The 26,828-nt window shown below is 72.2% G+C and carries 1 protein-coding gene; it reads right to left on the bottom strand.

Annotated features, from left to right (window positions below):
- Positions 1-5: 5 nt before the first annotated feature.
- Entirely contained in the window at positions 6-26,801 is a 26,796-nt protein-coding gene (locus A3CE_RS58245) for a type I polyketide synthase (protein WP_020638040.1), read from the bottom strand.
- Between the last annotated feature and the right edge of the window lie 27 nt (positions 26,802-26,828).

Here is a 26,828-nt window from a genome sequence, read left to right as displayed (position 1 = left end):
CGCGGTCAGTTGATCTGGGCGCTGTCGCGCACCAGCCGCAGCAGGCTTTCGCCGTCCATCTCGTCCAGCGAGCTGCCGCCATCCGGGCGGGCGTCGCCGTTTTCGTCGGTCCCCTCGCCGTCCTCGGCCAGCCGGGTCAGCATGTCCAGCAGGCCGGAACGGCGGAGCCGGGCCGGCGGGATCGCCGCCAGCAGCTCCTGGTACCGCGCCGTCTCGGCGCCGCCGTCCCCGGCCGGACCGCCCGCGGGGAACAGTTCTGCCAGCAGGAACCGGGCCAGGACCGCCGGGCTGGGCCGGTCGAAGACCAGGGAGGCCGGCAGGGCCAGGCCGGTCGCGCCGACCAGTCCCTTGCGCAGCTCGACCGCGGTGAGCGAGTCGAAGCCCAGTTCGGAGAACGGCCGGTCGGGCGGGATGGCCGCCGGTCCGGCGTGGCCGAGGACGCGGGCCGCCGCGGCGCGGACCAGCTTGACCAGTTCGCGCTCGCGCTCGGCGGCGGGCGCACCGGCCAGGCGTCCGCGCAGTTCGGCGACGCGGTCCGCGGCGGGTTCGGCCGCGCCCGCGGTGGCCAGCGCGGTCCGCACCTCGGGCAGGTCGCCCAGCAGCGGGCTGGGCCGCTGCACGGTGAACCGGGGCGCGAAGGTGGCCCAGTCCACGTCGGCCACGGTCAGCAGTGTCTCGTCGTCGTCCAGGGCCTGCTGCAGCGCGGCCACGGCGTACGCGGGGCGCATCGGGGTGACACCCATGCTTCGGAGGACGTCCAGGTCGGCCGAACCGGCCAGCATCCCCGCTTCGGCCCAGGCGCCCCAGGACACCGAGGTGGCCGGGAGGCCGTCGGCGCGGCGGGACTGGGCCAGCGCGTCCAGGTAGGTGTTGGCGGCGCAGTAGCCGGGCTGGCTGTGGCTGCCCCAGACCGCGGCGATCGAGGAGAACAGCACGAAGGCGTCCAGCTCGGCGTCGCGGGTCAGCTCGGCCAGGTGCCGGGCCGAGGTGACCTTGGCCCGCAGCGTGGTGTCGAGGCTGTCTGTGCCGAGTTCGGCGATGGGCTGGTGGTCGGCCACGCCGGTGGCGTGGAACACCGCCCGCAGCGGGTGCGGGCCGCCGATTTCGGCCAGCAGCGCGGCCAGCTGCTCCTTGTCGGCGACGTCGCAGGCGGCCACGGTGACCTGGGCGCCGTGCGCGGCCAGTTCCTCGCGCAGGTCGGCCGCGCCCGGGGCGGCCGGGCCCCGGCGGCTGGCCAGGACCAGGTGTTCGGCGCCGTTCTTCGCGGCCCAGCGGGCGATGGTGGCCCCGAGGCCGCCGGTGCCGCCGGTGATCAGCACGGTGCCGCGCGGCCGCCACTGGCGACGGGCGCTACCCGGGGTGCGGCGGGCGCGGACCATCCGGCGGGCGTAGCTGCCGGACTCGCGGATCGCGACCTGGTCTTCGCCGCCGGCCCCGGACAGGGTCGCGGCCAGCCTGCGGGCGGCCCGCTCGTCCAGCTCGGCCGGCAGGTCGACGAGGCCGCCCCACTGCCGCGGGTACTCGAGCGCGGCGCCGCGCCCGAGGCCCCAGATCGTCGCCTGGAGGGGGTGGGGCACCGGCTCGCCGTCCTCGACGCCGACCGCGCCCGAGGTGGCGCACCACACCGGCGCGGTGATCCCCCGACCGGCCAGTGCCTTGAGCAGCTCGGCCGTGCCGGCCAGCCCGGAGGGCACCGAGCCGAATCCGGCGCAGGCGTGTTCGGCGATGCCGAGCAGGGACAGCACCCCGGCGATCGGCTCGTCCACCGGCATCCGGTCCACTGTGGACCTCAGGACGATCAGGCCCTGACCGGTCAGGGCGTTCTCGACGTGGTCGGCCCACTCCTGGTGCGTCCGGTCGCCGGGCTCGACGAGCAGCCAGGTACCCGGCCGCACCTCGTCCGGCTCGGGCAGCGGGGCCCAGGTGATCCGGTAGCGCCAGGGGTCGACCACGCTTTGTTCGCGCGAGCGGGTACGCCACGAGGCGAGGGCCGGCAGGACGGTGTCCAGCGAGGCGCCGTCGAGGCCCAGTTCGCCGGCCAGGGTCCGGCTGTCCTCGCGTTCCACCGCGGCCCAGAACTCGGCGTCCACCGGATCGGCCTGGGCGGCCGCCGCCTTCGGGATCGGCCAGTAGGTCTGGTGCTGGAAGGGGTAGGTGGGCAGCGTCGCCCGGCGCGGCCCGAGCGGGGCGAAGAAGGCGTCCCAGTCGACGCCGACACCTTGGACGTAGAGCCCGGCGAGGGCGCGGAGCAGGGTTTCGTTTTCGGGTTTGTCCTTGCGCAGGGCCGGAATCCCGGTCACCTCGTCCAGCTCCGCCACGTGGGTGGTGAGGGTGGCGTCGGGACCCAGCTCCAGGAACGTCCGGACGCCTTCCCCGTGCAGGGTGTTCACCCCATCGGCGAAGCGAACCGTGTCCCGGACGTGCCGGACCCAGTACTCGATAGTCCCCTGATCGCTGAACCCGCCGGTCACGTTGGACACGACGGGGATCGCGGGCTCGTGGAACGTGATCCCGTCCAGGGCCCGAGCGAACTCCGCCAGCATCGGTTCCATCAGGCTGGAATGGAACGCGTGCGACACCGGCAGCCGCTTCGCGCGGTCCGCCCTGATCCCGTCGATCGCCTCCTCGCTGCCCGACAACACCACCGCATTCGGCCCATTAACCGCCGCAATCGACACCTCAGTCCACAGCCGCGCCTCTTCCTCGGTCGCCCGGACCGCCAGCATCGCCCCACCCGCGGGCAGTGCCTGCATCAACCGGCCACGAGCCACCACCAGGGAACACGCATCCGCCAACGACAACACACCCGCCACATACGCCGCGGTGATCTCCCCGACACTGTGCCCAGCAACGAAGTCCGGCTTGACACCCCACGACTCCACCAGCCGGAACAACGCCACCTCCACCGCGAACAACGCCGGCTGCGTGTATTCCGTCCGATCCAGGCCGTCCCCGGACCACATCACTTCACGCAGATTCTCGATCCCCAGCTCGGCCAGCACCTCGTCCAGCGCCTCCGCGAACACCGGATACCGGACGTACAACTCACGGCCCATCCCCGCCCGCTGCGCACCCTGACCCGAGAACAAAACCGCCAGCTTGCCCCGGACCCGCGCACCGCTGATCACGTTGGCGTGCACGCCTTCGGCCGCCCAGGACCGCAAGCTGTCCACGGCGTGGGCCTCGGCCAGCACCACAGCCCGGTGCTCGAAAGCGGCCCGGCTGGTGGCCAGGGACCCGCCGATATCCACGCTGTCCTGGTCGCCGATCCCTTCCGCCAACGTCCGGGCCTGGTCACGCAGGGCTTCCGGCGTGCGAGCGGAGAGGACCCACGGCACCAGCACGTCGTCCCGGACGACCACCGGCGCGGCCGGAGCAGGCTCGGGAGCCTCGATGACGGTGTGCGCGTTCGTCCCGCTGATGCCGAACGACGAGACGGCGGCGCGGCGGGGGCGGTGCGCCTCGGGCCAGCCCCGGCTTTCGCTGAGGAGCGAGACCGCCCCCGATTCCCAGTCGACGTGCGAGGACGGGTCACCCGAGTGCAGGGACCGCGGCAGCACGCCGTGCCGCATGGCCATGACCATCTTGATGATGCCCGCGACCCCGGCCGCCGCCTGGGTGTGCCCGATGTTCGACTTCAGCGAGCCCAGCCACAACGGAGTCTCCCGGTCCTGGCCGTAGGTCGCCAGCAGCGCCTGGGCTTCGATCGGGTCGCCCAACGTGGTCCCGGTGCCGTGTCCCTCGACCACATCGATGTCCCATGTGGACAAACCGGCCGACGCCAGCGCCTGCCGGATCACCCGCTGCTGCGAAGGACCATTCGGCGCCGTCAAACCGTTCGACGCACCATCCTGATTCACCGCGGAACCGCGAATGATCGCCAAGACCTCGTGACCGTTGCGGCGCGCGTCGGAGAGGCGCTCCAAGACCAGCATCCCGGCACCCTCGGACCAGCCGACACCATCAGCGCCGTCACCGTAAGACTTGCACCGACCATCCTCCGACAGACCCCGCTGCCGCGAAAACTGGATGAACGTGTTCGGCGTCGCCATCACCGTCACCCCACCAGCCAAAGCCAGCGAGCACTCCCCCGCCCGCAGCGCCTGGACGGCCCAGTGCAGGGCGACCAGCGACGACGAACACGCGGTGTCGACGCTCACCGCCGGGCCTTCCAGACCCAACGTGTAGGAGACGCGGCCGGACAGCACGCTCGGAGCACTGCCCATCCCCTGATAGGCCTCGAACTCACTGCCCTGCAACAACTTGCCGTAGTCGCTGTACATCACCCCGGCGAACACACCGGTATCACTGCCCCGCAGCGAAACCGGGTTGATACCGGCCCGCTCCAACGCCTCCCACGAGGTTTCCAGCAGCTGGCGCTGCTGCGCATCCGTCGCCATCGCCTCACGCGGGGACATTCCGAAGAACTCGGCGTCGAACTCCCCCGCCTCATGCAGGAAACCACCACGCCTGGTGTACGAAGTGCCCGCGTGCTCCGGGTCCGGGTCGTAAAGCGAGTCCAAGTCCCAACCACGACCGGACGGGAACTCCGTGATCGCGTCCACCCCATCGGCCACCAACCGCCACAGATCTTCCGGCGAACTGACCCCGCCGGGATAGCGGCACCCCATGCCGACGATCACGATCGGATCGTCGCTCACCGGCCGCGTCACGGCGGTCACCTGCCCGGACTGCCCGGCACCGGAACCCAGGCGTTCGAGCAGATAGCCGGTCAACGCGCCGATGGTCGGATAGTCGAAGACCAGAGTGGTCGGCAGGCGCAAGTCCGTAGCCGCGTCCAGGCCGTTGCGCAACTCCACCGCGGTCAGCGAATCGAAACCCAGCTCCTGGAACGTCTTGTCCGCATCGAACACCGTCCCGGTGGCGTGGCCGAGCACGGCCGCGATCCGGCCGCCGATCACCTCGGCCACGGCCTCGGCCTGCTCGGCCGGGGTCAGCGCGGCCAAGCGCCGGGTCAGGTCGGCCGCGGCGGGCGCGTCGGCGCGGGAGACCCGGCGACGGACGCTGCCGGCGACGTCCCGCAGGACGCCGGGCAGCACCGCCCGCTCGCGCAGCGCGGCCACGTCCAGTCCGGTCGCCACGATCCGGCCGTCGACGGTCAGGGCCGCGTCCAGCAGGGCCAGCGCCCGGTCGGCGGGCAGCGGTGGCACACCGGCGCGGGCCATCCGGTCCCGATCGGCCTCGGACAGCTCACCCACCAGGCCGTCGGCCAGCGCCCAGGGCCCCCACGCCACCGACAACGTCGGACGCCCCTCCGCCGTCCGGACCTCCGCCAACGCGTCCAGGAACGAGTTCGCGGCAGCGTAATTGCCCTGTCCGGCGGTGCCGAGCACGCCGGCCACCGAGGAGAACAGCACCAACCGGACGTCCGGGTGCTGCTCGAGAGCGCGGTGCAGGTGCCAGGCGGCGTCGACCTTCGGAGCGAGCACGGTATCGAGCGACTCCGGCGTCAGCGAACCCACCACACCGTCCGCCAGCACACCGGCCGCGTGGATCACCAAGTCCAGGCCGTACTCGGCGGCTACCGCGTCGACCAGCGCCGACACCGACCCGGCATCGCTGACGTCACAGGTACGCACCTCGACCGGACCATCCACTTCGGACAGCCACGCCGCGGTGCCCCGGCGGCTGGCCAGCACCACACGCTCGGCCCCCGAATCCAGGAGATGCTTGGTCAGCACCCGGCCGACCCCACCGGTGCCACCGGTGATCAGCACGGTCCCGGAGCAGGTCCCGGAGCCGGCCGCGGTGGCCCGGTGCAGCCGGGGAGCCAGCACGGCGTCGCCGGTCACGCGAACCTCGGGCTCGCCGCAGGTCAGGGCTTCGATCAGGAGGGCCGCGTCCGGTGTGCCGGCCAGGTCGAGCAGGGCGAACCGGCCGGGGTTTTCGGCGAGTGCACTGCGGACCAGGCCGCGGGCAGGAGCGGTCCGCACGCCGGCATGGCGGGTCAGCAGCACGAGCCGTGAGCCGGCGAAGGCCTCCTCGGCCAGCCAGCGCTGGACCAGGTCCAGCACCTCGGCGGTGAGGGTGTGCACGCCGGACGGCACGTCACCCGCCGGCGGCGCGACCTCGGCCAGGACGACGCGGGGCACGTCCGTGGCGGCCAGCGCGGCCAGGTCGGACGCGGTCTGCACGGGCAGCCCGGCGCCGAGCAGGAGGCCGGCGAGGTCCTCGGCGCCGACGACCGCGATGCGGGACAGGCCGGTCCGGGAGGTGGCGGTGGCCGGGGTCCAGTCGACGTCGAACAGGCCCTCGCGGCGCACGGCGACCGGCGCGGTGCCGGCCGAGCGCAGGGTCAGCGAGCCCACGGTCACCACCGGCACGCCGTCGTGATCGGTGGCGGCGAGGGCGATGGTGTCCTCGCCCGAGCGGGTCAGCCGGACCCGCAGCCGGGTGGCTCCGGTGGCGTGCAGCTCGACGTCGTGCCAGGCGAACGGCACGACCGCGCCGCCGGGCTCCCCGGAACGCAGGTAGCGGATGCCGTGCAGGGCGGCGTCCAGCAAGGCCGGGTGCACCCCGAAGCCGTCGGTCTCCGCGTCCAGGGCGACCTCGGCGAACCACTCGTTCCCGGCGCCCTTCCAGACCGACTCGACACCGCGGAACCGGGGTCCGTAGGCCAGGCCGAGCGCTTCGAGTTCGGCGTAGAAGGTCTCGATGTCGACCGGGGTCGCCGCCGGGGGCCAGGTTTCCAGGCCGGTGCTCCCGGTCGCGGCGGCGCCGGGCCGGAGGGTGCCGGTGGCGTGCTGGATCCAGTCGTGGCCGGAGCCGGACCGGGAGTAGATCATGAGGCCGCGGGTGCCGTCGGCCTGTTCGGCCGCCACCCGCACCTGGATCTGGACCGGCTCGCGGGCCGGCAGGGCCAGCGGCGCGAGCAGGGTCAAGTCGGCCAGCCGGGCGCAGCCGGCCTCGTCGCCGGCCCGGATGGCCAGCTCGACGAACCCGGTGCCCGGGAACAGCACCTGCCCGTTGACGACGTGCTCGGCCAGCCACGGGTGCGTGCGCAGGGACAGGGAGCCGGTGAGCACCACCCCGGAGGCGTCGGCCATGGCGACCGCGGCACTCAGCAGCGGGTGCCCGGTCGCGGCCAGGCCGAACCCGGTCGCGTCCCCGGCGTTGGCCCGCGGCTTCGGCCAGAACACCTGGTGCTGGAAGGGGTAGGTGGGCAGGTCGACCCGCCGCGGCTTGAGCGGCGCGAAGAAGGCGTCCCAATCGATGGCGGCACCCTGGATGTACAGCAGCGACAACGCCCGGACGACGCACTCGCCCTCGGGCTTGTCCTTGCGCAACGCCGGAATCCCGGTGACCCCGGCCAGCTCGGCCACGTGGGTGGTCAGGGTGGCGTCGGGACCCAGCTCCAGGAACGTCCGGACGCCTTCCCCGTGCAGGGTGTTCAGGCCATCGGCGAAGCGGACGGTGTCGCGGACGTGCCGGACCCAGTACTCGATACTGCCCTGGTCCCTGAACCCGCCGGTCACGTTGGACACGACGGGAAGTGTGGGTTCGTGGAACGTGATCCCGTCGAGAGCCCGGGCGAACTCGGCCAGCATCGGCTCCATCAGGCTGGAGTGGAACGCGTGGCTGACCGGCAACCGCTTCGCGCGGTCCGCCCTGATCCCGTCGATCGCCTCCTCGCTGCCCGACAACACGACCGCGTTCGGGCTGTTGACCGCCGCAATCGACACCTCAGTCCATTGCCGCGCCTGCTCCTCGGTCGCCCGGACCGCCAGCATCGCCCCACCCGCGGGCAGTGCCTGCATCAACCGGCCACGAGCCGCCACCAGGGAACACGCATCCGCCAACGACAACACACCCGCCACATACGCCGCGGTGATCTCCCCGACACTGTGTCCGGCTACGAAGTCCGGCTTGACACCCCACGACTCCACCAGCCGGAACAACGCCACCTCCACCGCGAACAACGCCGGCTGCGTGTACTCGGTCCGATCCAGGCCGTCCCCGAACCACATCACTTCACGCAGATTCTCGATCTCCAGCTCGGCCAGCACCTCGTCCAGCGCCTCCGCGAACACCGGATACCGGACGTACAACTCACGGCCCATCCCCGCCCGCTGCGCACCCTGACCCGAGAACAAAACCGCCAGCTTGCCCCGCACCCGAGTGCCCGACAGAACCTCCCCGTTCCGCAGGGAAGTCAGCGCGGTCTCGGTGTCGGCGGCCAGCACCACCGCACGGTGCTCGAAGGCGGAGCGTGTCCTGGCCAGCGACCAGGCCACGTCCACCGCCGCCTCGCCGACGGCCCGCTCAGGCAAGGCCGCGGCCTGCGCCGTCAGGGCGTCCGGGGACTTGGCCGACAGCACCCACGGCACCAGCACATCTTCCGTACTGGCTTCGACGACCGGAGCAGGCTCGGCCGGCTGCTCGAGGATGGTGTGGGCGTTGGTACCGCTGATCCCGAACGACGACACCGCCGCGCGACGCGGGCGGTCCAGTCCCGGCCAATCCCGGGTCTCGGTCAGCAGGCTGACCGCACCCGACTCCCAGTCCACATGCGACGACCGCTCATCCACATGCAACGTCCGCGGCAGCACACCATGCCGCATCGCCATGACCATCTTGATGATCCCCGCAACACCCGCCGCCGCCTGCGTATGCCCGATGTTCGACTTCACCGAACCCAACCACAACGGCGTCTCCCGCTCCTGACCATACGTCGCCAACAGCGCCTGAGCCTCGATCGGATCACCCAGCCTCGTACCCGTCCCGTGCCCCTCCACCACATCGACGTCCGAAGTGGACAAACCAGCCGACGCCAGAGCCTGCCGGATCACCCGCTGCTGCGAAGGACCGTTCGGCGCCGTCAGACCATTCGAGGCACCATCCTGGTTCACCGCGGAACCGCGGACGACCGCCAGCACCTCGTGGCCGTTGCGGCGCGCGTCGGAAAGCCGTTCCACGACCAGCATGCCGACGCCCTCGGCCCAGCCGGTACCGTCGGCCCCGTCGGCGTACGCCTTGCACCGGCCGTCGACGGCCAGACCGCCCTGCCGGGAGAACTCCACGAACAACGAGGGGCTGGACAGGATGGTGGCACCGCCGGTGAGCGCGAGCGAGCACTCGCCGCTGCGCAGTGCCTGGGCCGCCCAGTGCAGCGCGACCAGCGACGACGAGCACGCCGTGTCCACCGTGACCGCCGGACCCTCCAGGCCCAGCGTGTAGGCCAGCCGGCCGGACATCACACTCGGCGTGTTGCCGGTCAGAGTCAGGCCTTCAGCCTCGGCTGAACCGGCCGACAACGCGGAGTACCCGCTGGAGGACGCGCCGATGAAGACGCCGGCGGGGCTGCCGCGCAGCGTGGCCGGGTCGATCCCGGACCGTTCCAGTGCCTCCCAGGCGGTCTCCAGCAACTGGCGCTGCTGGGGATCCATGGCCAGCGCCTCGCGCGGGGCGATGCCGAAGAACTCGGCGTCGAACCCGGCCACTTCGGTGAGAAAACCGCCGCGGTGCGTGTCGCTGTGGCCGGGGCCGTCGCCGGTCAGCGTGGCCAGGTCCCAGCCGCGATCCTCGGGGAACTCGGCGATGGCGTCGCCGCCGGAGGCGACCAGCTGCCAGAGGTCTTCGGGCGAGCGGACGCCGTGGGGGAAGCGGCAGGCCATGCCGACGATGACGATCGGGTCGTCGTCGTGCACGATCGTGCCCGGCACCGCCGCGGTCGCCTCGACCTGCGGGTCGAGCTGCTCCAGCAGGTGTGTGGCGAGTTGCTCGGGGGTCGGGTGGTCGAACACCAACGTCGAGGACAGCCGCAGGCCAGTGGCCTGGCTGAGCCGGTTGCGCAACTCCACCGCGGTCAGCGAGTCGAAGCCCAGTTCGCGGAACTCCCGTTCGGAACCGACCTCCGACGCCTCGGCGTGGCCCAGCACCAACGCGGCCTGCGCACCGACCAACGCCAGTACCCGCTCCCGCTGCTGCACCGGCGTCAAAACCGCCAGTTCCGCTGCGAAGCCATTCTCGCCCGCGCCGGGCGCAGTGGCAGCCGACCGGCGGACCGTCCGTGCCGGACCGGCCAACGTCCGCAGCATGGCGGGCACCTCGGCCCGGGCCCGCAGCGCGGCGGCGTCGAAGCCGGTGGCCACGACGTGCGCGGCGTCCGTGGCGATGGCGGCGTCGAACAGGGCCAGGCCATCGGCGTGGCTCAGGGGCGGGAACCCGGTGCGCCGCATCCGGGCGACGTCCTGTTCGGACAGTGAAGCGGTCATGCCACCGGTGGGCTCCCAGCCTCCCCAGGCGATCGACAGCCCGGGCCGGCCTTCGGTCCGGCGTTGCTCCATCAGCGCGTCCAGGAAGGTGTTGCCGGCGGCGTAGTTGGATTGGCCCGCCGTGCCGAGCACCCCGGCGATGGAGGAGAACACCACCAGCGGGACGTCCGGCACGGCCCGGTGCAGGTTCCAGGCGGCGTCGACCTTGGCCGCCAGGACCCGGTCCAGCCGTTCGGGGGTCATCGACTCCACGAGGCCGTCGTCCAGCACGCCGGCCGAGTGCACGACCGCGGACAGCGGTGCCAGGTCGTCGATGAGCGCCGCCGTCGCGGTGGCGTCGGTGAGGTCGCAGGCCCGGACCTCGACCCGCGCCCCGCCCGACTCCAGGTCGGCCACCAGCTCGCTGATGCCCTCGGCCGCCGGGCCCCGCCGGCTGGTCAGCACCAGATGCCGGAAACCTCGCTCGATCAGATGCCGGGCCACCAGCCGGCCCAGACCACCCGTCCCGCCGGTGATCACGACCGGCCGGGCGTGGTCCCACGTCCGGGGGATGGTGAAGACGATCTTGCCGACGTGCTTGGCCTGGCTCATCCACCGCATCGCCTCCGGCGCCCGCCGCACGTCGAAGGTGCGGGCGGGCAAGGCCTGCACGATCCCGTCGTCGACGAGGGTCAGGAGCCGGCGCAGCAGTTCCTGCGTGCGGTCGGGCCCGGCGTCGATGATGTCGAAGGCGCGGTAGCCGGGCACATCGGTGCGGATGTCGGTCTTGCCCATCTCGGCGAACCGGCCGCCGTCGGCGAGCAGCCGCAGCGACGCGTCGGTGAACTCCCCGGCCAGTGAGTTCAGCACCACGTCCATGCCGTGACCACCGCTGACCGCCCGGAACCGCTCCTCGAAGTCGAGGGTCCGCGACGACGCGATGTGGTCGTCGGCGACCCCGAACTCCCGCAGCACCGGCCACTTCAGCTCACTGGCGGTCGCGAACACCTCCGCACCCAGCCACCGCGCGACCTGGATCGCCGCCATCCCGACACCACCGGCACCGGCGTGGATCAGCACGCGCTCGCCGGCGCGGAGGCCGGCGATGTCCTGAAGGCCGTACAGCGCGGTCAGGTAGGCCACCGGAGCCCCGGCGGCGTCCACATCGGACCAGCGGGCCGGCACCGGGGCGAGGAACCGCTCGTCGACGACGGCGAACGGGCCGAAGCCGCCGCCGATGCGGCCCATCACGCGGTCACCGACCCGTAGGTCGCCCGCCTCGGGCCCGATCTCGGTGACCACGCCCATCGCCTCGGCTCCGAGCAGGCCGGCGTCGCCCGGGTACATGCCCAAAGCGTTGAGCACGTCCCGGAAGTTGAGCCCGGCCGCGCGCACCGCGACCCGGACTTGACGGCCCGTCAGCTCCGCTTCCGCCGCGTCGCAGGGTTCCAGCGCGAGGCCGTCGAGGCTGCCCTGCGCGACCATGCCGAGCCGCCAGCCCGCGCTGTCCGCCGGCACCGGCAGGCCCGGCCGCACGGCGGTCAGGCCGCCGGTCAGCACGGCGCCGTCGCGCAGCCGCAGTTCGCTCTCGCCGCCGGCCAGCGCATCGACCAGCAACGCACCGTCCACCTCGGCCGCCGGATCGAGATCCAGCAACCCGAACCGGCCCGGATGCTCCGAACGCGCACTGCGCACCAAACCCAGCACCGGCGCCGACACCACATCCGCACCACGAGTCACCACGACCAGCCGCGAACCGGCGAACGCCTCCTCGGCCAGCCACCGCCGCACCAAGCCCAGCACCCCACGACTCACCGCGTGCGCACCGGCGACCACGTCCGCGCCTTCGGGCGCCCGGGCCAGCACGATCCGCGGGACTTCCCGTTCCGCCAGCGAAGCCAAGTTGTCCGCTGTGACGACGTCCAGGCCGGCGTTGCGCAAGGCCGCGGCGACGTCCTCGGCACCGAGCACGGCCACCCGGGACAACCCCGTCCGCGCCGTCCCGGCCGACGGGCTCCACCGCACCTCGAACAGACCGTCCATCGCGGCCACCGACGTCTCGGCGGCCCGTAGCGTCAGACCGCCGACACTGAGCACCGGCGCACCCGCCAGGTCGACCGCCGACAACGTCACGCTGTCATCGGCCTTACGCAGCAAACGCACCCGCAGCGCGGTGGCACCGCTGGCGTGCAAACTCACGTCCTGCCAAGCGAACGGCAGCACCGGACCCCGACCATCGCCCCCGACACCGGTGAAACCGATCGCGTGCAACGCCGAATCCAGCAACGCCGGGTGCAGACCGAAACCGGTGGCCTCGTCGTCCAGGGCGACCTCGGCGAACCACTCGTCGTCGCCGCCCTGCCAGACGCCGGTGAGGCCCTGGAACCGCGGGCCGTAGTGCAGGCCGAGCCGGGCCAGACCGGCGTAGAAGTCCTCGGTGCCGGCCCGCTGCGCGCCCGGCGGTGGCCAGGTGGTCAGGCCGGTGGTGTCGGGCTCGGCCGTGTCGCCGCTGACCGAGCCGGTGGCGTGCTGGGTCCAGTCGCCGCCCTCGGCGCGGGAGTGCACGCCGAGCGCGCGGCGGCCCTGGGCGTCCGGCTCGCCGACTCGGACCTGCACCTGGACCGCGCCCCGGGCGGGGAGGACCAGGGGGGCCAGCAGGGTCAGCTCGTCGACGCGGCCGCAGCCCACCTCGTCCCCGGCCCGCACCGCCAGCTCCACGAACCCGGTGCCCGGGAACAGCACCCGGTCGCCGACCACGTGGTCGGACAGCCACGGGTGGGAGTGCAGGGACAGGCGTCCGGTGAGGAGCACGTCTTCGGAGCCGGCCACGGTGAGGATCGCGCCGAGCAGCGGGTGTCCGGTGACGTCCTGGCCGAGGCCGGCCGCGTTCCCGGCCACCGCCCGGGTGGCGGGCCAGTAGGTGCGGTGCTGGAAGGGGTAGGTGGGCAGCGTCGCCCGGCGTGGCCCGAGCGGGGCGAAGAAGGCGTCCCAGTCGACGCCGACACCTTGGACGTAGAGCCCGGCGAGGGCGCGAAGCAGGGTTTCGTTTTCGGGTTTGTCCTTGCGCAGGGCCGGAATCCCGGTCACCTCGTCCAGGCTTGCCGTGTGGGTGGTGAGGGTGGCGTCCGGGCCGAGCTCCAGGAACGTCCGGACGCCCTCCCCGTGCAGCGTGTTCAGGCCATCGGCGAACCGCACAGTGTCGCGGACGTGCCGGACCCAGTACTCGATGCTCCCCTGGTCACTGAACTCGCCGGTCACGTTGGACACGACGGGAAGTGTGGGTTCGTGGAACGTGATGCCGTCCAGGGCCCGGGCGAATTCCGCCAGCATCGGTTCCATCAGGCTCGAGTGGAAAGCGTGACTGACCGGCAACCGCTTCGCCCGGTCCGCCTTGATGCCGTCGATCGCCTCCTCGGTGCCGGACAGCACCACCGCGTTCGGTCCGTTGACCGCCGCGATGGATACGTCGGTCCACTGCCGCGCTTGTTCCTCGGTGGCCTTGACCGCCAGCATCGTGCCGCCTGCCGGCAGTGCCTGCATCAACCGGCCACGAGCCACCACCAGAGAGCACGCATCCGCCAGCGACAACACACCCGCCACATACGCCGCGGTGATCTCCCCGACACTGTGTCCGGCTACGAAGTCCGGCTTGACACCCCACGACTCCACCAGCCGGAACAACGCCACCTCCACCGCGAACAACGCCGGCTGCGTGTACTCGGTCCGGTCCAAACCGGCACCGGACCACATCACCTCGCGCAGATTCTCGATCCCCAGCTCGGCCAGCACCTCGTCCAGCGCCTCCGCGAACACCGGATACCGGGCATGAAGCTCCCGGCCCATCCCCGCACGCTGCGCGCCCTGCCCGGAGAACAAAACCGCCAGCTTGCCCCGGGCCCGAATGCCCGACAGGACATCCCCATTCCGCAGGGAAGTCGACGCCGCCTCGGTATCGGAAGCCAGCAGCACCGCCCGGTGCTCGAAGTCCGTCCGCGTGGTGGCCAGCGACCAGCCGACGTCCACGGTGTCCTGGTCGCCGATCCCCTCGGCCAACGTCCGGGCCTGGGCGTCCAGGGCTTCCGGCGTGCGGCCGGACAGCACCCACGGCACCAGCACGTCATCCCGGACCGCCACCGGCGCAGCCGGAGCAGGCTCGGGAGCCTCGATGATGGTGTGCGCGTTCGTTCCACTGATCCCGAACGACGAGATGCCCGCCCGGCGCGGATGTCCGGCTTCGGGCCAGTCACGCTCCTCGGTCAGGAGGTTCACCGCACCGGCGGCCCAGTCCACGTGTGAGGACGGTGAGTCCGCGTGCAGGGACCGCGGGAGCACGCCGTGCCGCATGGCCATGACCATCTTGATTACGCCCGCGACCCCGGCCGCCGCCTGGGTGTGCCCGATGTTGGACTTCAGCGAGCCCAGCCACAACGGAGTCTCCCGGTCCTGGCCGTAGGTCGCCAGCAGCGCCTGGGCTTCGATCGGGTCGCCCAACGTGGTCCCGGTGCCGTGTCCCTCGACCACATCGATGTCCCATGTGGACAAACCGGCCGACGCCAGCGCCTGCCGGATCACCCGCTGCTGCGAAGGACCATTCGGCGCCGTCAAACCGTTCGACGCACCATCCTGATTCACCGCGGAACCGCGAATGATCGCCAAGACCTCGTGACCGTTGCGGCGGGCATCGGACAACCGCTCCAAGACCAGCATCCCGGCACCCTCGGACCAGCCGACACCATCAGCGCCCTCACCGTAAGACTTGCACCGACCATCCTCCGACAGACCCCGCTGCCGCGAAAACTGGATGAACGTGTTCGGCGTCGCCATCACCGTCACCCCACCAGCCAAAGCCAGCGAGCATTCACCGGCCCGCAGCGCCTGCACCGCCCAGTGCAACGCCACCAGGGACGACGAACACGCCGTGTCGACACTCACCGCGGGCCCTTCCAGACCCAACGTGTAAGACACCCGGCCGGACAGCACGCTCGGAGCACTGCCCATCCCCTGATAGGCCTCGAACTCACTGCCCTGCAACAACTTACCGTAATCGCTGTACATCACCCCGGCAAACACACCGGTATCACTGCCCCGCAACGAAACCGGGTCGATACCAGCCCGCTCCAACGCCTCCCACGACGTCTCCAGCAACTGACGCTGCTGCGCATCCGTCGCCATCGCCTCACGCGGAGACATCCCGAAGAACTCCGCGTCGAACTCCCCCGCCTCATGCAGGAAACCACCACGCCTGGTGTACGAAGTGCCCGCGTGCTCCGGGTCCGGGTCGTAAAGCGAGTCCAAGTCCCAACCACGACCGGACGGGAACTCCGTGATCGCGTCCACCCCATCGGCCACCAACCGCCACAAATCCTCCGGCGAACCCACCCCACCGGGATAACGACACCCCATCCCGACGATCACGACCGGATCCTCACCCACCGGCCGCGTCACAGCGGTCACCGGCGCGGGCAGCCCGGCACCAGTGCCCAGCCGTTCGAGCAGATACCCCGTCAACGCGCCGATGGTCGGATAATCGAAAACCAACGTCGTCGGCAACCGCAAATCTGTGACCGCGTCCAGACCGTTGCGCAACTCCACCGCAGTCAGCGAATCGAAACCCAGCTCCTGAAACGTCTTGTCCGCGTCGAACACCGTCCCGGTGGCGTGGCCGAGCACGGCGGCCACCCGGCCCCGGACGACCTCGGTGACCAGGTCGGCCTGCTCGGCGGGTGGGCGTCCGGCGAGGCGGGACGCCAGAGCACCGGAACCGGAGACCGAGGCGCGGGCGGAGACCCGGCGGCGCGGGCCGCCGGCCAGGTCACGCAGCACACCGGGAACGGCCGGCCGTTCGCGCAGCGCGGGCAGATCGAGTCCGGTGGCGATCACCCGGCCGGTCGAGCCCATGGCCGCGTCGAACAGGCTCAGGCCCTGTGCCTCGGTCAGCGGTGGCACACCGGCGCGGGCCATCCGGTCCCGATCGGCCTCGGACAGCTCACCCACCAGCCCATCGGCCAGCGCCCACGGACCCCACGCCACCGACAACGTCGGACGCCCCTCCGCCGTCCGCACCTCCGCCAACGCATCCAGGAACGAATTCGCCGCAGCGTAATTGCCCTGTCCGGCGGTGCCGAGCACGCCGGCCACCGAGGAGAACAGCACCAACCGGACGTCCGGATGCCCCTCCAAGGCACGGTGCAGGTGCCAAGCAGCATCGACCTTCGGAGCGAACACAGTATCGAGCGACTCCGGCGTCAACGAACCCACCACACCGTCCGCCAGCACACCAGCCGCATGGATCACCAAGTCCAGGCCGTACTCGGCGGCTACCGCGTCGACCAGCGCCGACACCGACCCGGCATCGCTGACGTCACAAACCCGCACCTCGACCGGACCATCCACTTCGGACAGCCAGACCGCGATACCCCGGCGGCTGGCCAGCACCACACGCTCAGCCCCCGAATCCAGGAGATGCTCGGTCAGCACCCGGCCCAGGCCACCGGTGCCACCGGTGATCAGCACGGTTCCCGAGCAGGCCCCGGAGCCGTCGCCGGTGGTCCGGCGCAGCCGCGGCGTTTCGACGGTCCCGGCAGTCAGCCGGGTCTCCGCCTCACCGCAGGTGAGTGCCTCGAGCAGCGACGGGCCATCCGGTTCGCCGGCGAGCTCCAGCAGGGCGAACCGGTCCGGGTTCTCGGTGCGGGCGCTGCGGATCAGCCCCCGGACCGCGCCTTCGGCCGGCCCGTTGTCGCGGGTGACGAACACCAGCCGGGAACCGGTGCAGGCCTCCTCGGCGAGCCACGCCTGCACGAGGGCAAGCACGTCCCCCGTGGCCCGGCGAGCGGCGGCGGCCGGGTCATCGGTGCCGGCAGCCGGAACGGTGACCAGCACCACCCGCGGCACATCGGCCGGCCCGGTGGCGGGGGCCAGATCGACCGGCTCGGCGGCGGTCCCCACCTCCAAACCGGTACCGCGGAGCAGATCGGCCAGGCCGAACGGGTCCGCGCGCAGCACCACGATCCGCGACAGGCCCGTGCGGCTGGTGGCCGAGACCGGCGTCCACTCGAGGCGGAGCAGCTCCGCTCCGGCCCGGGCCGCCTGCGGCCCGGCGCCGATGGCCCGCAACGAAAGCGCACCCACCGTCACCACCGGCGCGCCGTCCTGGTCGACGGCCGTGAGCGCCACCGTGTCCTCGCCCTCGCGGGTCAGGCGGACTCGCAGCCGGGTGGCGCCCTCGGCGTGCAGGGACACGTCCCGCCAGGCGAACGGCACCCGGGCGCCGCCGCCGTCACCGGCATAGCGGAGGCCGTGCAGGGCCGCGTCCAGCAGGGCCGGGTGCAGACCGAAACCGGTGGCCTCGTCGTCCAGGGCGACCTCGGCGAACCACTCGTCCGGGCCGCCCCGCCAAACGGCTTCGAGGCCCCGGAACAGCGGCCCGTAGGTCAGGCCCAGCTCGGCCAGCTCGGCGTAGCAGGTGGTGATGTCGACCGGTGTTCCCGGCGGCGGCCACGTCTCCAGGCCGGCGCGATCCGGCTCGGCGGGGGTGGCGCCGAGGACGCCGGTGGCGTGCTGGGTCCAGCCGGCCTGCTCGGTGCGGGAATGCACGGCGAGCGTACGGCGCCCCTGCGCGTCGGCCTCGGTCACCCAGACCTGCAGCTGCACGGTGGCGCGCTCGGGGATCGCCAGCGGGGCGAGCAGGGTCAGCTCGTCCAGCGTGCCGCAGCCGACCTCGTCGCCGGCCCGGACGGCCAGCTCCACGAACCCGGTGCCCGGGAACAGCACCTGCCCGTTGACCACGTGCTCGGCCAGCCACGGGTGGGTGCGCAGCGAGAGGCTGCCGGTCAGCACCGCGTCGAGGTCGGCTCCGTCGGCACGCACCGCGGAGGCGGCCAGCAGCGGGTGGTGGGTGGCCGTCAGGCCCAGGCCGGCCGCGTCCGCGCGGGCCGGGCGCGGCGTCGGCCAGAACGCCCGGTGCTGGAAGGGGTAGGTGGGCAGGTCGACCCGCCGCGGCTTGAGCGGCGCGAAGAAGGCGTCCCAATCGATGGCGGCACCCTGGATGTACAGCAGCGACAACGCCCGGACGACGCACTCGTCCTCGGGCCTGTCCTTGCGCAACGCCGGAATCCCGGTGACGCCGTCCAGGGTGGCGGTGTGGGTGGTCAGCGTGGTGTCCGGACCCAGCTCCAGGAACGTCCGGACACCCTCGCCGTGCAGGGTGTTCACCCCATCGGCGAAGCGAACCGTGTCCCGGACGTGCCGGACCCAGTACTCGATACTCCCCTGATCACTGAACCCGCCGGTCACGTTCGACACGACGGGGATCGTGGGTTCGTTGAACGTGATCCCGTCCAGGGCCCGAGCGAACTCCGCCAGCATCGGCTCCATCAAGCTCGAATGGAACGCGTGCGACACCGGCAGCCGCTTCGCGCGCTCGATTTGGAGGGCGTCGATCGACTCCGCGGGCCCGGCCAGCACCACGGCTTCGGGGCCGTTGACCGCCGCGATGGACAGGTCCGTGCCGTCGATCCACGCGAGGGCCTCGGCCTCGGTGGCCGGGACCGCCAGCATCGCCCCGCCGGCGGGCAACGCCTGCATCAACCGGCCGCGAGCGGCCACCAGCGAGCAGGCGTCCGCCAGGGAGAACACGCCCGCCACGTGGGCCGCCGTGATTTCCCCGATGCTGTGCCCGGCCAGGTAATCAGGTTTGACCCCCCAGGACTCGAGCAACCGGTACAACGCCACCTCGACCGCGAACAACGCCGGCTGGGTGTACTCGGTCCGGTCCAGGCCCTCCCCGGACCACATGACCTCGCGCAGGTTTTCGATGGCCAGCTCGGCCAGCACCTCGTCCAAGGCCGCCGCGAACACCGGGTACCGGGCGGACAGCGCACGCCCCATCCCCGCGCGCTGCGAGCCCTGGCCGGAAAACAGGACGGCCAGCTTGCCGCGACCGCGGGTCCCGGACAGGACATCCCCGTCCCGCAGGGAAGACAACGCGGTTTCGGTGTCGGGAGCCAAAACCACCGCACGGTGCTCGAAGGCCGTCCGGGTGGCCGCCAGCGACCAGCCGACGTCCACATTGTCCTGATCACCGGCTCGCTGCAGCAAAGCCGCGGCCTGGGCCTGCAGGGCGTCCGGCGACTTGGCCGAGAGCAGCCAGGGAACGAGCGTGGTTTCGCGTTCGGGCTCGGCCGGCGTCACGGCGGGAACGCTTTCGAGGATGGTGTGGGCGTTGGTACCGCTGATCCCGAACGATGACACCGCCGCGCGACGCGGGCGGTCCAGTCCCGGCCAATCCCGGGTTTCGGTCAGCAGGCTGACCGCACCCGACTCCCAGTCCACATGCGACGACCGCTCATCCACATGCAACGTCCGCGGCAGCACACCATGCCGCATCGCCATGACCATCTTGATGATCCCCGCAACACCCGCCGCCGCCTGCGTATGCCCGATGTTCGACTTCACCGAACCCAACCACAACGGCGTCTCCCGCTCCTGACCATACGTCGCCAACAGCGCCTGAGCCTCGATCGGATCACCCAGCCTCGTACCCGTCCCGTGCCCCTCCACCACATCGACGTCCGAAGTGGACAAACCAGCCGACGCCAGAGCCTGCCGGATCACCCGCTGCTGCGAAGGACCGTTCGGCGCCGTCAAACCATTCGACGCACCATCCTGGTTCACCGCGGAACCGCGGACGACCGCCAGCACCTCGTGGCCGTTGCGGCGCGCGTCGGAAAGCCGTTCCACGACCAGCATGCCGACGCCCTCGGCCCAGCCGGTACCGTCGGCCCCGTCGGCGTACGCCTTGCACCGGCCGTCAACGGCCAGACCGCCCTGCCGGGAGAACTCCACGAACAACGACGGCCCGGAGAGGATGGTGGCACCGCCGACCACGGCCAGCGAGCACTCGCCCTGCCGCAGCGACTGCGCGGCCAGGTGCAGGGCGACCAGCGACGACGAACACGCCGTGTCCACCGTGACCGCCGGACCCTCCAGGCCCAGCGTGTAGGCCAGCCGGCCGGACATCACACTCGGCGTGTTGCCGGTCAGAGTCAGCCCCTCGGCTTCGGCCGAGCCGGCCGACAACGCGGAATAGCCGCTGGCCGAGGAGCCGATGAAGACGCCGGCGGGGCTGCCGCGCAGCGCGGCCGGGTCGATCCCGGACCGCTCGAGCGCCTCCCAGGTCGTCTCCAGCAGGTGCCGCTGCTGGGGATCCATGGCCAGCGCCTCGCGCGGGGCGATGCCGAAGAACTCGGCGTCGAACCCGGCCACGTCGGTGAGAAAGCCGCCGGAGCCGGTGGCGCTGCTGCCGTTGCCCCCACCGAGCAGCGTTTCCAGATCCCAGCCGCGATCCTCGGGGAAGGCCGTGGTGGTCTCGCGGCCCTCGGCCACGACGTCCCAAAGCTGTTCGGGGGTGGTGATGCCGTGGGGGAAGCGGCAGGCCATGCCGACGATGACGATCGGGTCGTCGTCCGCCGCCACGGTCCCGGTGACGACCGGGGTCGCGGCGGCCTGCGGGTCGAGCTGCTCCAGCAGGTGCGTGGCGAGTTGCTCGGGGGTCGGGTGGTCGAACACCAACGTCGAGGACAGCCGCAGGCCGGTGGCCTGGCTGAGCCGGTTGCGCAACTCCACCGCCGTCAAGGAGTCGAAGCCCAGCTCCCGGAACTCCCGCTCCGAACTCACTTCCGACGCATCGGCGTGCCCCAGCACCAACGCCGCCTGCGCACCGACCAACGCCAAGACCCGCTCCCGCTGCTGCACCGGCGCCAGCCCGGCCAGCTCCACAGCGAAGCCGCCCTCACCCACACCCGGCGCAGTGACAGCCGAACGGCGGACCGGCCGCGCCGGACCGGCCAACGTCCGCAGCATGGCCGGCACCTCGGCCCGGGCCCGCAGCGCGGCGCCGTCGAAGCCGGTCGCGACCACCGCGGGCACGTCCAGAGCCAGCGCCTTGTCGAACAGGGCCAAGCCGTCGGCGTGGCTCAGGGGCGGGAACCCGGTGCGCCGCATCCGGGCGACGTCCTGCTCCGACAGCGACGCCGTCATACCACCGGTCGGCTCCCAGCCACCCCAGGCGATCGACACCCCGGGCAATCCTTCAGCCCGCCGCTGGTCCATCAGCGCGTCCAGGAACGCGTTGCCGGCCGCGTAGTTCGCCTGGCCCGCCGTCCCCAGCACCCCGGCGATGGAGGAAAACACCACCAAGGGCGTGGCGCCGATCGCGCGGTGCAGGTGGAACGCCGCGTCGACCTTGGCCGCCAGGACCCGGTCCAGCCGTTCGGGGGTCATCGACTCCACCAAGCCGTCGTCCAGCACCCCGGCCGAGTGCACCACCCCCGAGAGCGGCCCGAGCTCGTCGACCAGCGCCGCCGTCGCCGCGGCGTCGGTCAAATCGCAGGCCCGGACCTCGACCCGCGCCCCGCCCGACTCCAGGTCGGCCACCAGCTCGCTGATGCCCTCGGCCGCCGGGCCCCGCCGGCTGGTCAGCACCAGATGCCCGAAACCCCGCTCGATCAGATGCCGGGCCACCAGCCGGCCCAGACCACCCGTCCCGCCGGTGATCACCACCGGCCGGACGTGATCCCACACCTGCGGGATGGTCAGCACCAGCTTGCCGACGTGCTTGGCCTGGCTCATCCACCGCATCGCCTCCGGCGCCCGCCGCACGTCGAAGGTGCGGACCGGCAGCGCGGTGGCGGCGCCCTGCTCCACCAGGGCCAGCAGCTGGCGCAGCAACTCCTGCGTGCGCTCCGGCCCGGCTTCCACGATGTCGAAGGCGCGGTAGCCCGGTACCCCGGTGCGGATGTCGGTCTTGCCCATTTCCGCGAACCGGCCACCCTCGGCCAGCAATCGCAACGACGCGTCCGTGAATTCACCCGCCAGCGAGTTCAGCACCACGTCCATGCCGTGATCGCCGCTGACCGCCCGGAACCGCTCCTCGAAGTCGAGGGTCCGCGACGACGCGATGTGGTCGTCGGCGATCCCCAGCTCCCGCAGCACCGGCCACTTCGCCTCACTGGCCGTGGCGAACACCTCCGCGCCCAGCCACTGCGCGACCTGGATCGCCGCCATCCCGACACCACCGGCACCGGCGTGGATCAGCACGCGCTCGCCGGGCCGGACGGCGGCCACGTCGATCAGGCCGTACAGCGCGGTCACGTAGACCACCGGAGCACCCGCGCCCTCGGCGTCCGACCAGGCGGCGGGCACCGGGACCAGGTAGCGCTCGTCGACGACGGCGAAGGGGCCGACACCTCCGGCGAACCGGCCCATCACGCGATCGCCCACGGTCACGCCGGTCACCTCGGTGCCGACCTCCGCGACCACGCCCATCGCCTCGGCGCCCAGCGGGCCGGCGTCACCCGGGTACATGCCCAGGACGGTCAGCACGTCCCGGAAGTTCAGCCCGGCCGCGCGCACGGCCACCCGGACCTCGCGCGGTCCCAGCTCGGCCTGGTCGGCATCGCACGGCTCCAGCGAAACGCCGTCGACGGAACCCTGGTGCAGCATGGTCAGCCGCCACGCGGGCGTGCCCGGCAGCGACAGCCCGGCGTCCACACTGTGCAACCCGCCGGTCAGCACGACGCCGTCGCGCAGCCGCAGTTCGCTCTCGCCGCCGGCCAGCGCATCAACCAGCAACGCACCGTCCACCTCGGCCGCCGGATCGAGATCCAGCAACCCGAACCGGCCCGGATGCTCCGAACGCGCACTGCGCACCAAACCCAGCACCGGCGCCGACACCACATCCGCACCACGAGTCACCACGACCAGCCGCGAACCGGCGAACGCCTCCTCGGCCAGCCACCGCCGCACCAAGCCCAGCACCCCACGACTCACCGCGTGCGCACCGGCGACCACGTCCGCGCCTTCGGGCGCCCGGGCCAGCACGATCCGCGGGACTTCCCGTTCCGCCAGCGAAGCCAAGTTGTCCGCTGTGACGACGTCCAGGCCGGCGTTGCGCAAGGCCGCGGCGACGTCCTCGGCACCGAGCACGGCCACCCGGGACAACCCCGTCCGCGCCGTCCCGGCCGACGGGCTCCACCGCACCTCGAACAGACCGTCCATCGCGGCCACCGACGTCTCGGCGGCCCGTAGCGTCAGACCGCCGACACTGAGCACCGGCGCACCCGCCAGGTCGACCGCCGACAACGTCACGCTGTCATCGGCCTTACGCAGCAAACGCACCCGCAGCGCGGTGGCACCGCTGGCGTGCAAACTCACGTCCTGCCAAGCGAACGGCAGCACCGGACCCCGACCATCGCCCCCGACACCGGTGAAACCGATCGCGTGCAACGCCGAATCCAGCAACGCCGGGTGCACGCCGAAGCCGTCCGTGCCGGTCTCCGCCGGCAGGGTGACCTCGGCGAACCACTCGCCCGCACTCCCCTGCCAGACCGCCTGCACGCCTTGGAAAACCGGGCCGTAGCGCAGGCCGCGGCCGGCCAGCCCGGCGTAGAAGTCCGTCACCTCGGCCGGGCGCGCCCCGGTCGGCGGCCAGACCGCGAACGGGCCGGGCTCCGGCTCGGCAGCATCCGCCGCCAGCGTGCCGGCGGCGTGCTGCGTCCACTCGCCGCCCTCCACCCGGGAGTACACAGTGATCGTGCGGCGGCCGTCGTCGGCGGCCGCGTCCACCCGGACCTGCAGCTGCACGCCGTCCTGGGCGGGCAGCACCAGCGGGGCCAGCAGGGTCAGTTCCTCGACCCGGCCGCAGCCCACCTCGTCACCGGCCCGCACCGCCAGCTCCACGAACCCCGTACCCGGGAACAGGATCCGGTCGCCGACCACGTGGTCGGACAACCACGGGTGCGAATGCCGGGACAGCCGCCCGGTCAGCACGACGCCGGAGGCGTCGGCCATCGGGACGGCCGCCGCCAGCAGCGGGTGCCCGGTGACCTCCTGCCCGAGTCCCGACGCGTCGCCGACCACCGCCCGGGTGGCCGGCCAGTAGGTGCGGTGCTGGAAGGCATAGGTAGGCAGGTCGGTCCGACCGGGCTCGAGCGGGGCGAACAACGCCGCCCAGTCCACCGCCACACCGTGCAGGTGCAGCTGGGCAGCGGCCCGGACGAAGGAGTCGTCCTCGGGTGAGTCCTTGCGCAGTGCGGGAATCGCGACGACGCCGTCGAGCACGGCCGTGTGCGTGGTGAGCGTGGCGTCCGGACCCAGCTCCAGGAAGGTGCGGGTGTCGTGGTCGTAGAGGCAGCGCAGGGTGTCGGCGAAGCGGACGGCCCCACGCACGTGCCGCACCCAGTACCCGGCGTCGAACCGGGTCTCGAACCGGCCGCTCAGGTTGGAGACCACGGGGATCTCCGGGGCGCGGAACTCCATCCCGTCCAGGACCCTGGCGAACTCGGCCAGCATCGGGTCCATCAAACCGGAGTGGAACGCGTGCGACACCGGCAGCCGCTTGGCCCGGCGGCCCTCGGCCAGGGCCAGCACCGCTTCTTCCGGGCCGGCCAGCACGACCGCGGCGGGCCCGTTGATCGCGGCGATGGACACCCGGGTGCCCTTGATCCAGTCCGCGGCCTCGGCTTCGGTGGCCTGCACGGCCAGCATCGCGCCACCGGCGGGCAAGGCCTGCATCAACCGGCCCCGCGCCGCCACCAGCCGGCACGCGTCGGCCAGCAACAGCACCCCGGCCACATGCGCGGCCGAGATCTCGCCGATGCTGTGCCCGGCCACGAAATCCGGCCGCACGCCCCACGACTCGGCCAGCCGGAACAACGCCACCTCGACCGCGAACAGAGCCGGCTGCGTGTATTCGGTTCGGTCCAGGCCGTCGCCGGACCACATCGCTTCGCGCAGGCCGTCGATGTCCAGAGTGGACAGAATCTCGTCCAGGGCCGCCGCGAACACCGGGAACCGCTCGGCCAGCCGACGGCCCATGCCGGCCCGCTGGGCACCCTGACCCGAGAACAGCACCGCGACCTTGCCGCGGCTGAGCACCCCGGCGCCGACGTCCGGGTGCGCGCCCTCGGCCAGCCAGGTGCGCAGCGCCTCGGCGCCGCTCTCGCGGTCCTCGGCCAGGACCATGGCACGGTGTTCGAAGGCGGAACGGGAGGAGACGAGGGACCAGCCGACGTCCACCGCGTCGGCGTCCGGTGTGGACAGCCGGTCGGCCAGGGCGGCGGCTTGGCCGCGCAACGCCTCGGCGGTGCGGCCCGCCAGCAGCCACGGCACCCGCATCGGCTCGCGCTCGGGTGCGGGCGCCTGCTCCTCGACCGCTTCGGCCTGCTCGATGATGGTGTGGGCGTTGGTGCCGCTGATCCCGAACGACGACACCGCCGCCCGGCGCGGACGATCCACCGCGGGCCAGTCCCGCGTCCCGGTCAGCAGGTTCACCGCGCCGGCGTCCCAGTCCACGTGCGAAGACGGCGCGTCCACGTGCAGCGTCCGCGGCAGCACCCCGTGCCGCATCGCCAGCACCATCTTGATCACGCCGGCCACGCCGGCCGCGGCCTGGGTGTGCCCGATGTTCGACTTCAGCGACCCGAGCCACAGCGGCGTCTCCCGCCCTTGGCCGTAGGTCGCCAGCAACGCCTGGGCCTCGATCGGGTCACCCAGCGTGGTGCCGGTCCCGTGGCCCTCCACCACGTCGATGTCGTGCGTGGACAGGCCGGCCGACGCCAGTGCCTGCCGGATCACCCGCTGCTGCGAGGGGCCGTTCGGCGCGGTCAGGCCGTTGGACGCACCATCCTGGTTGACGGCACTGCCCCGCACCACGGCCAGCACCTGGTGGCCGTTGCGGCGGGCGTCGGACAACCGCTCCAGCACCAGCACGCCGACGCCTTCGGCCCAGCCCACACCGTCGGCGGACTCGGCGTAGGACTTGCAGCGGCCGTCGGCGGACAGGCCCCGCTGCCGGGAGAAGTCGAGGAAGGTACGCGGAGTGGACATCACGGTGACGCCGCCGGCCAGGGCCAGCGCGCACTCGTCGTTGCGCAGTGCCTGCGCCGCGAGGTGCAACGCGACCAGCGAAGACGAGCAGGCCGTGTCCACGCTGACCGAGGGCCCCTCCAGGCCCAGGGTGTAGGACACCCGGCCGGAGAGCACGCTGGGTGCGCTGCCGGTGCCTTGGTAGCCCTCGTACTCGCTGCCGCCGATCAGGCGGTTGTAGTCGTTGTACATGACGCCGGCGAACACGCCGGTGCGGCTGCCGCGCAGGGAGACCGGGTCGATGCCGGCCCGCTCCAGCGCTTCCCACGACGTCTCCAGCAGCTGACGTTGCTGGGAGTCCGTGGCCAGTGCCTCGCGCGGGGACATGCCGAAGAAGCCGGCGTCGAACTCGCCGGCCTCGTGCAGGAAGCCGCCGGACCGGGTGTAGGTCTTGCCGGGCTGCTCCGGATCGGGGTCGTACATGCCCTCGACGTCCCAGCCGCGGTTGGCCGGGAAGTCGGAGATGGCGTCCACGCCGTCCGCGACCAGCCGCCACAGGTCTTCGGGCGAACGCACCCCGCCGGGGTAACGGCAGCCCATGCCGACGATCGCGACGGGCTCGCGGTCGCGGTTCTCCAGTTCCCGGACCCGCTGCTGCGCGTGCCGGAGGTCGGCAGTCACGCGCCTCAGGTACTCGACAACCTTGTCCTGCTGCTCCTGCATCTTCCAACCCCAACCGTGCCGGCGAAA

Origin of the sequence: Amycolatopsis balhimycina FH 1894 (assembly GCF_000384295.1) — a bacterium.
GTDB classification, from domain to species: domain Bacteria; phylum Actinomycetota; class Actinomycetes; order Mycobacteriales; family Pseudonocardiaceae; genus Amycolatopsis; species Amycolatopsis balhimycina.
The sequence above is the reverse complement of the archived record's forward strand: the minus strand, read 5'-3'. Positions and strand labels throughout refer to the sequence as shown.

Coding starts and splice junctions, on each gene's coding strand:
- A3CE_RS58245 (WP_020638040.1), bottom strand. CDS start 26,801: ATGCAGGAGCAGCAGGACAAGGTTGTCGAGTACCTGAGGCGCGTGACT.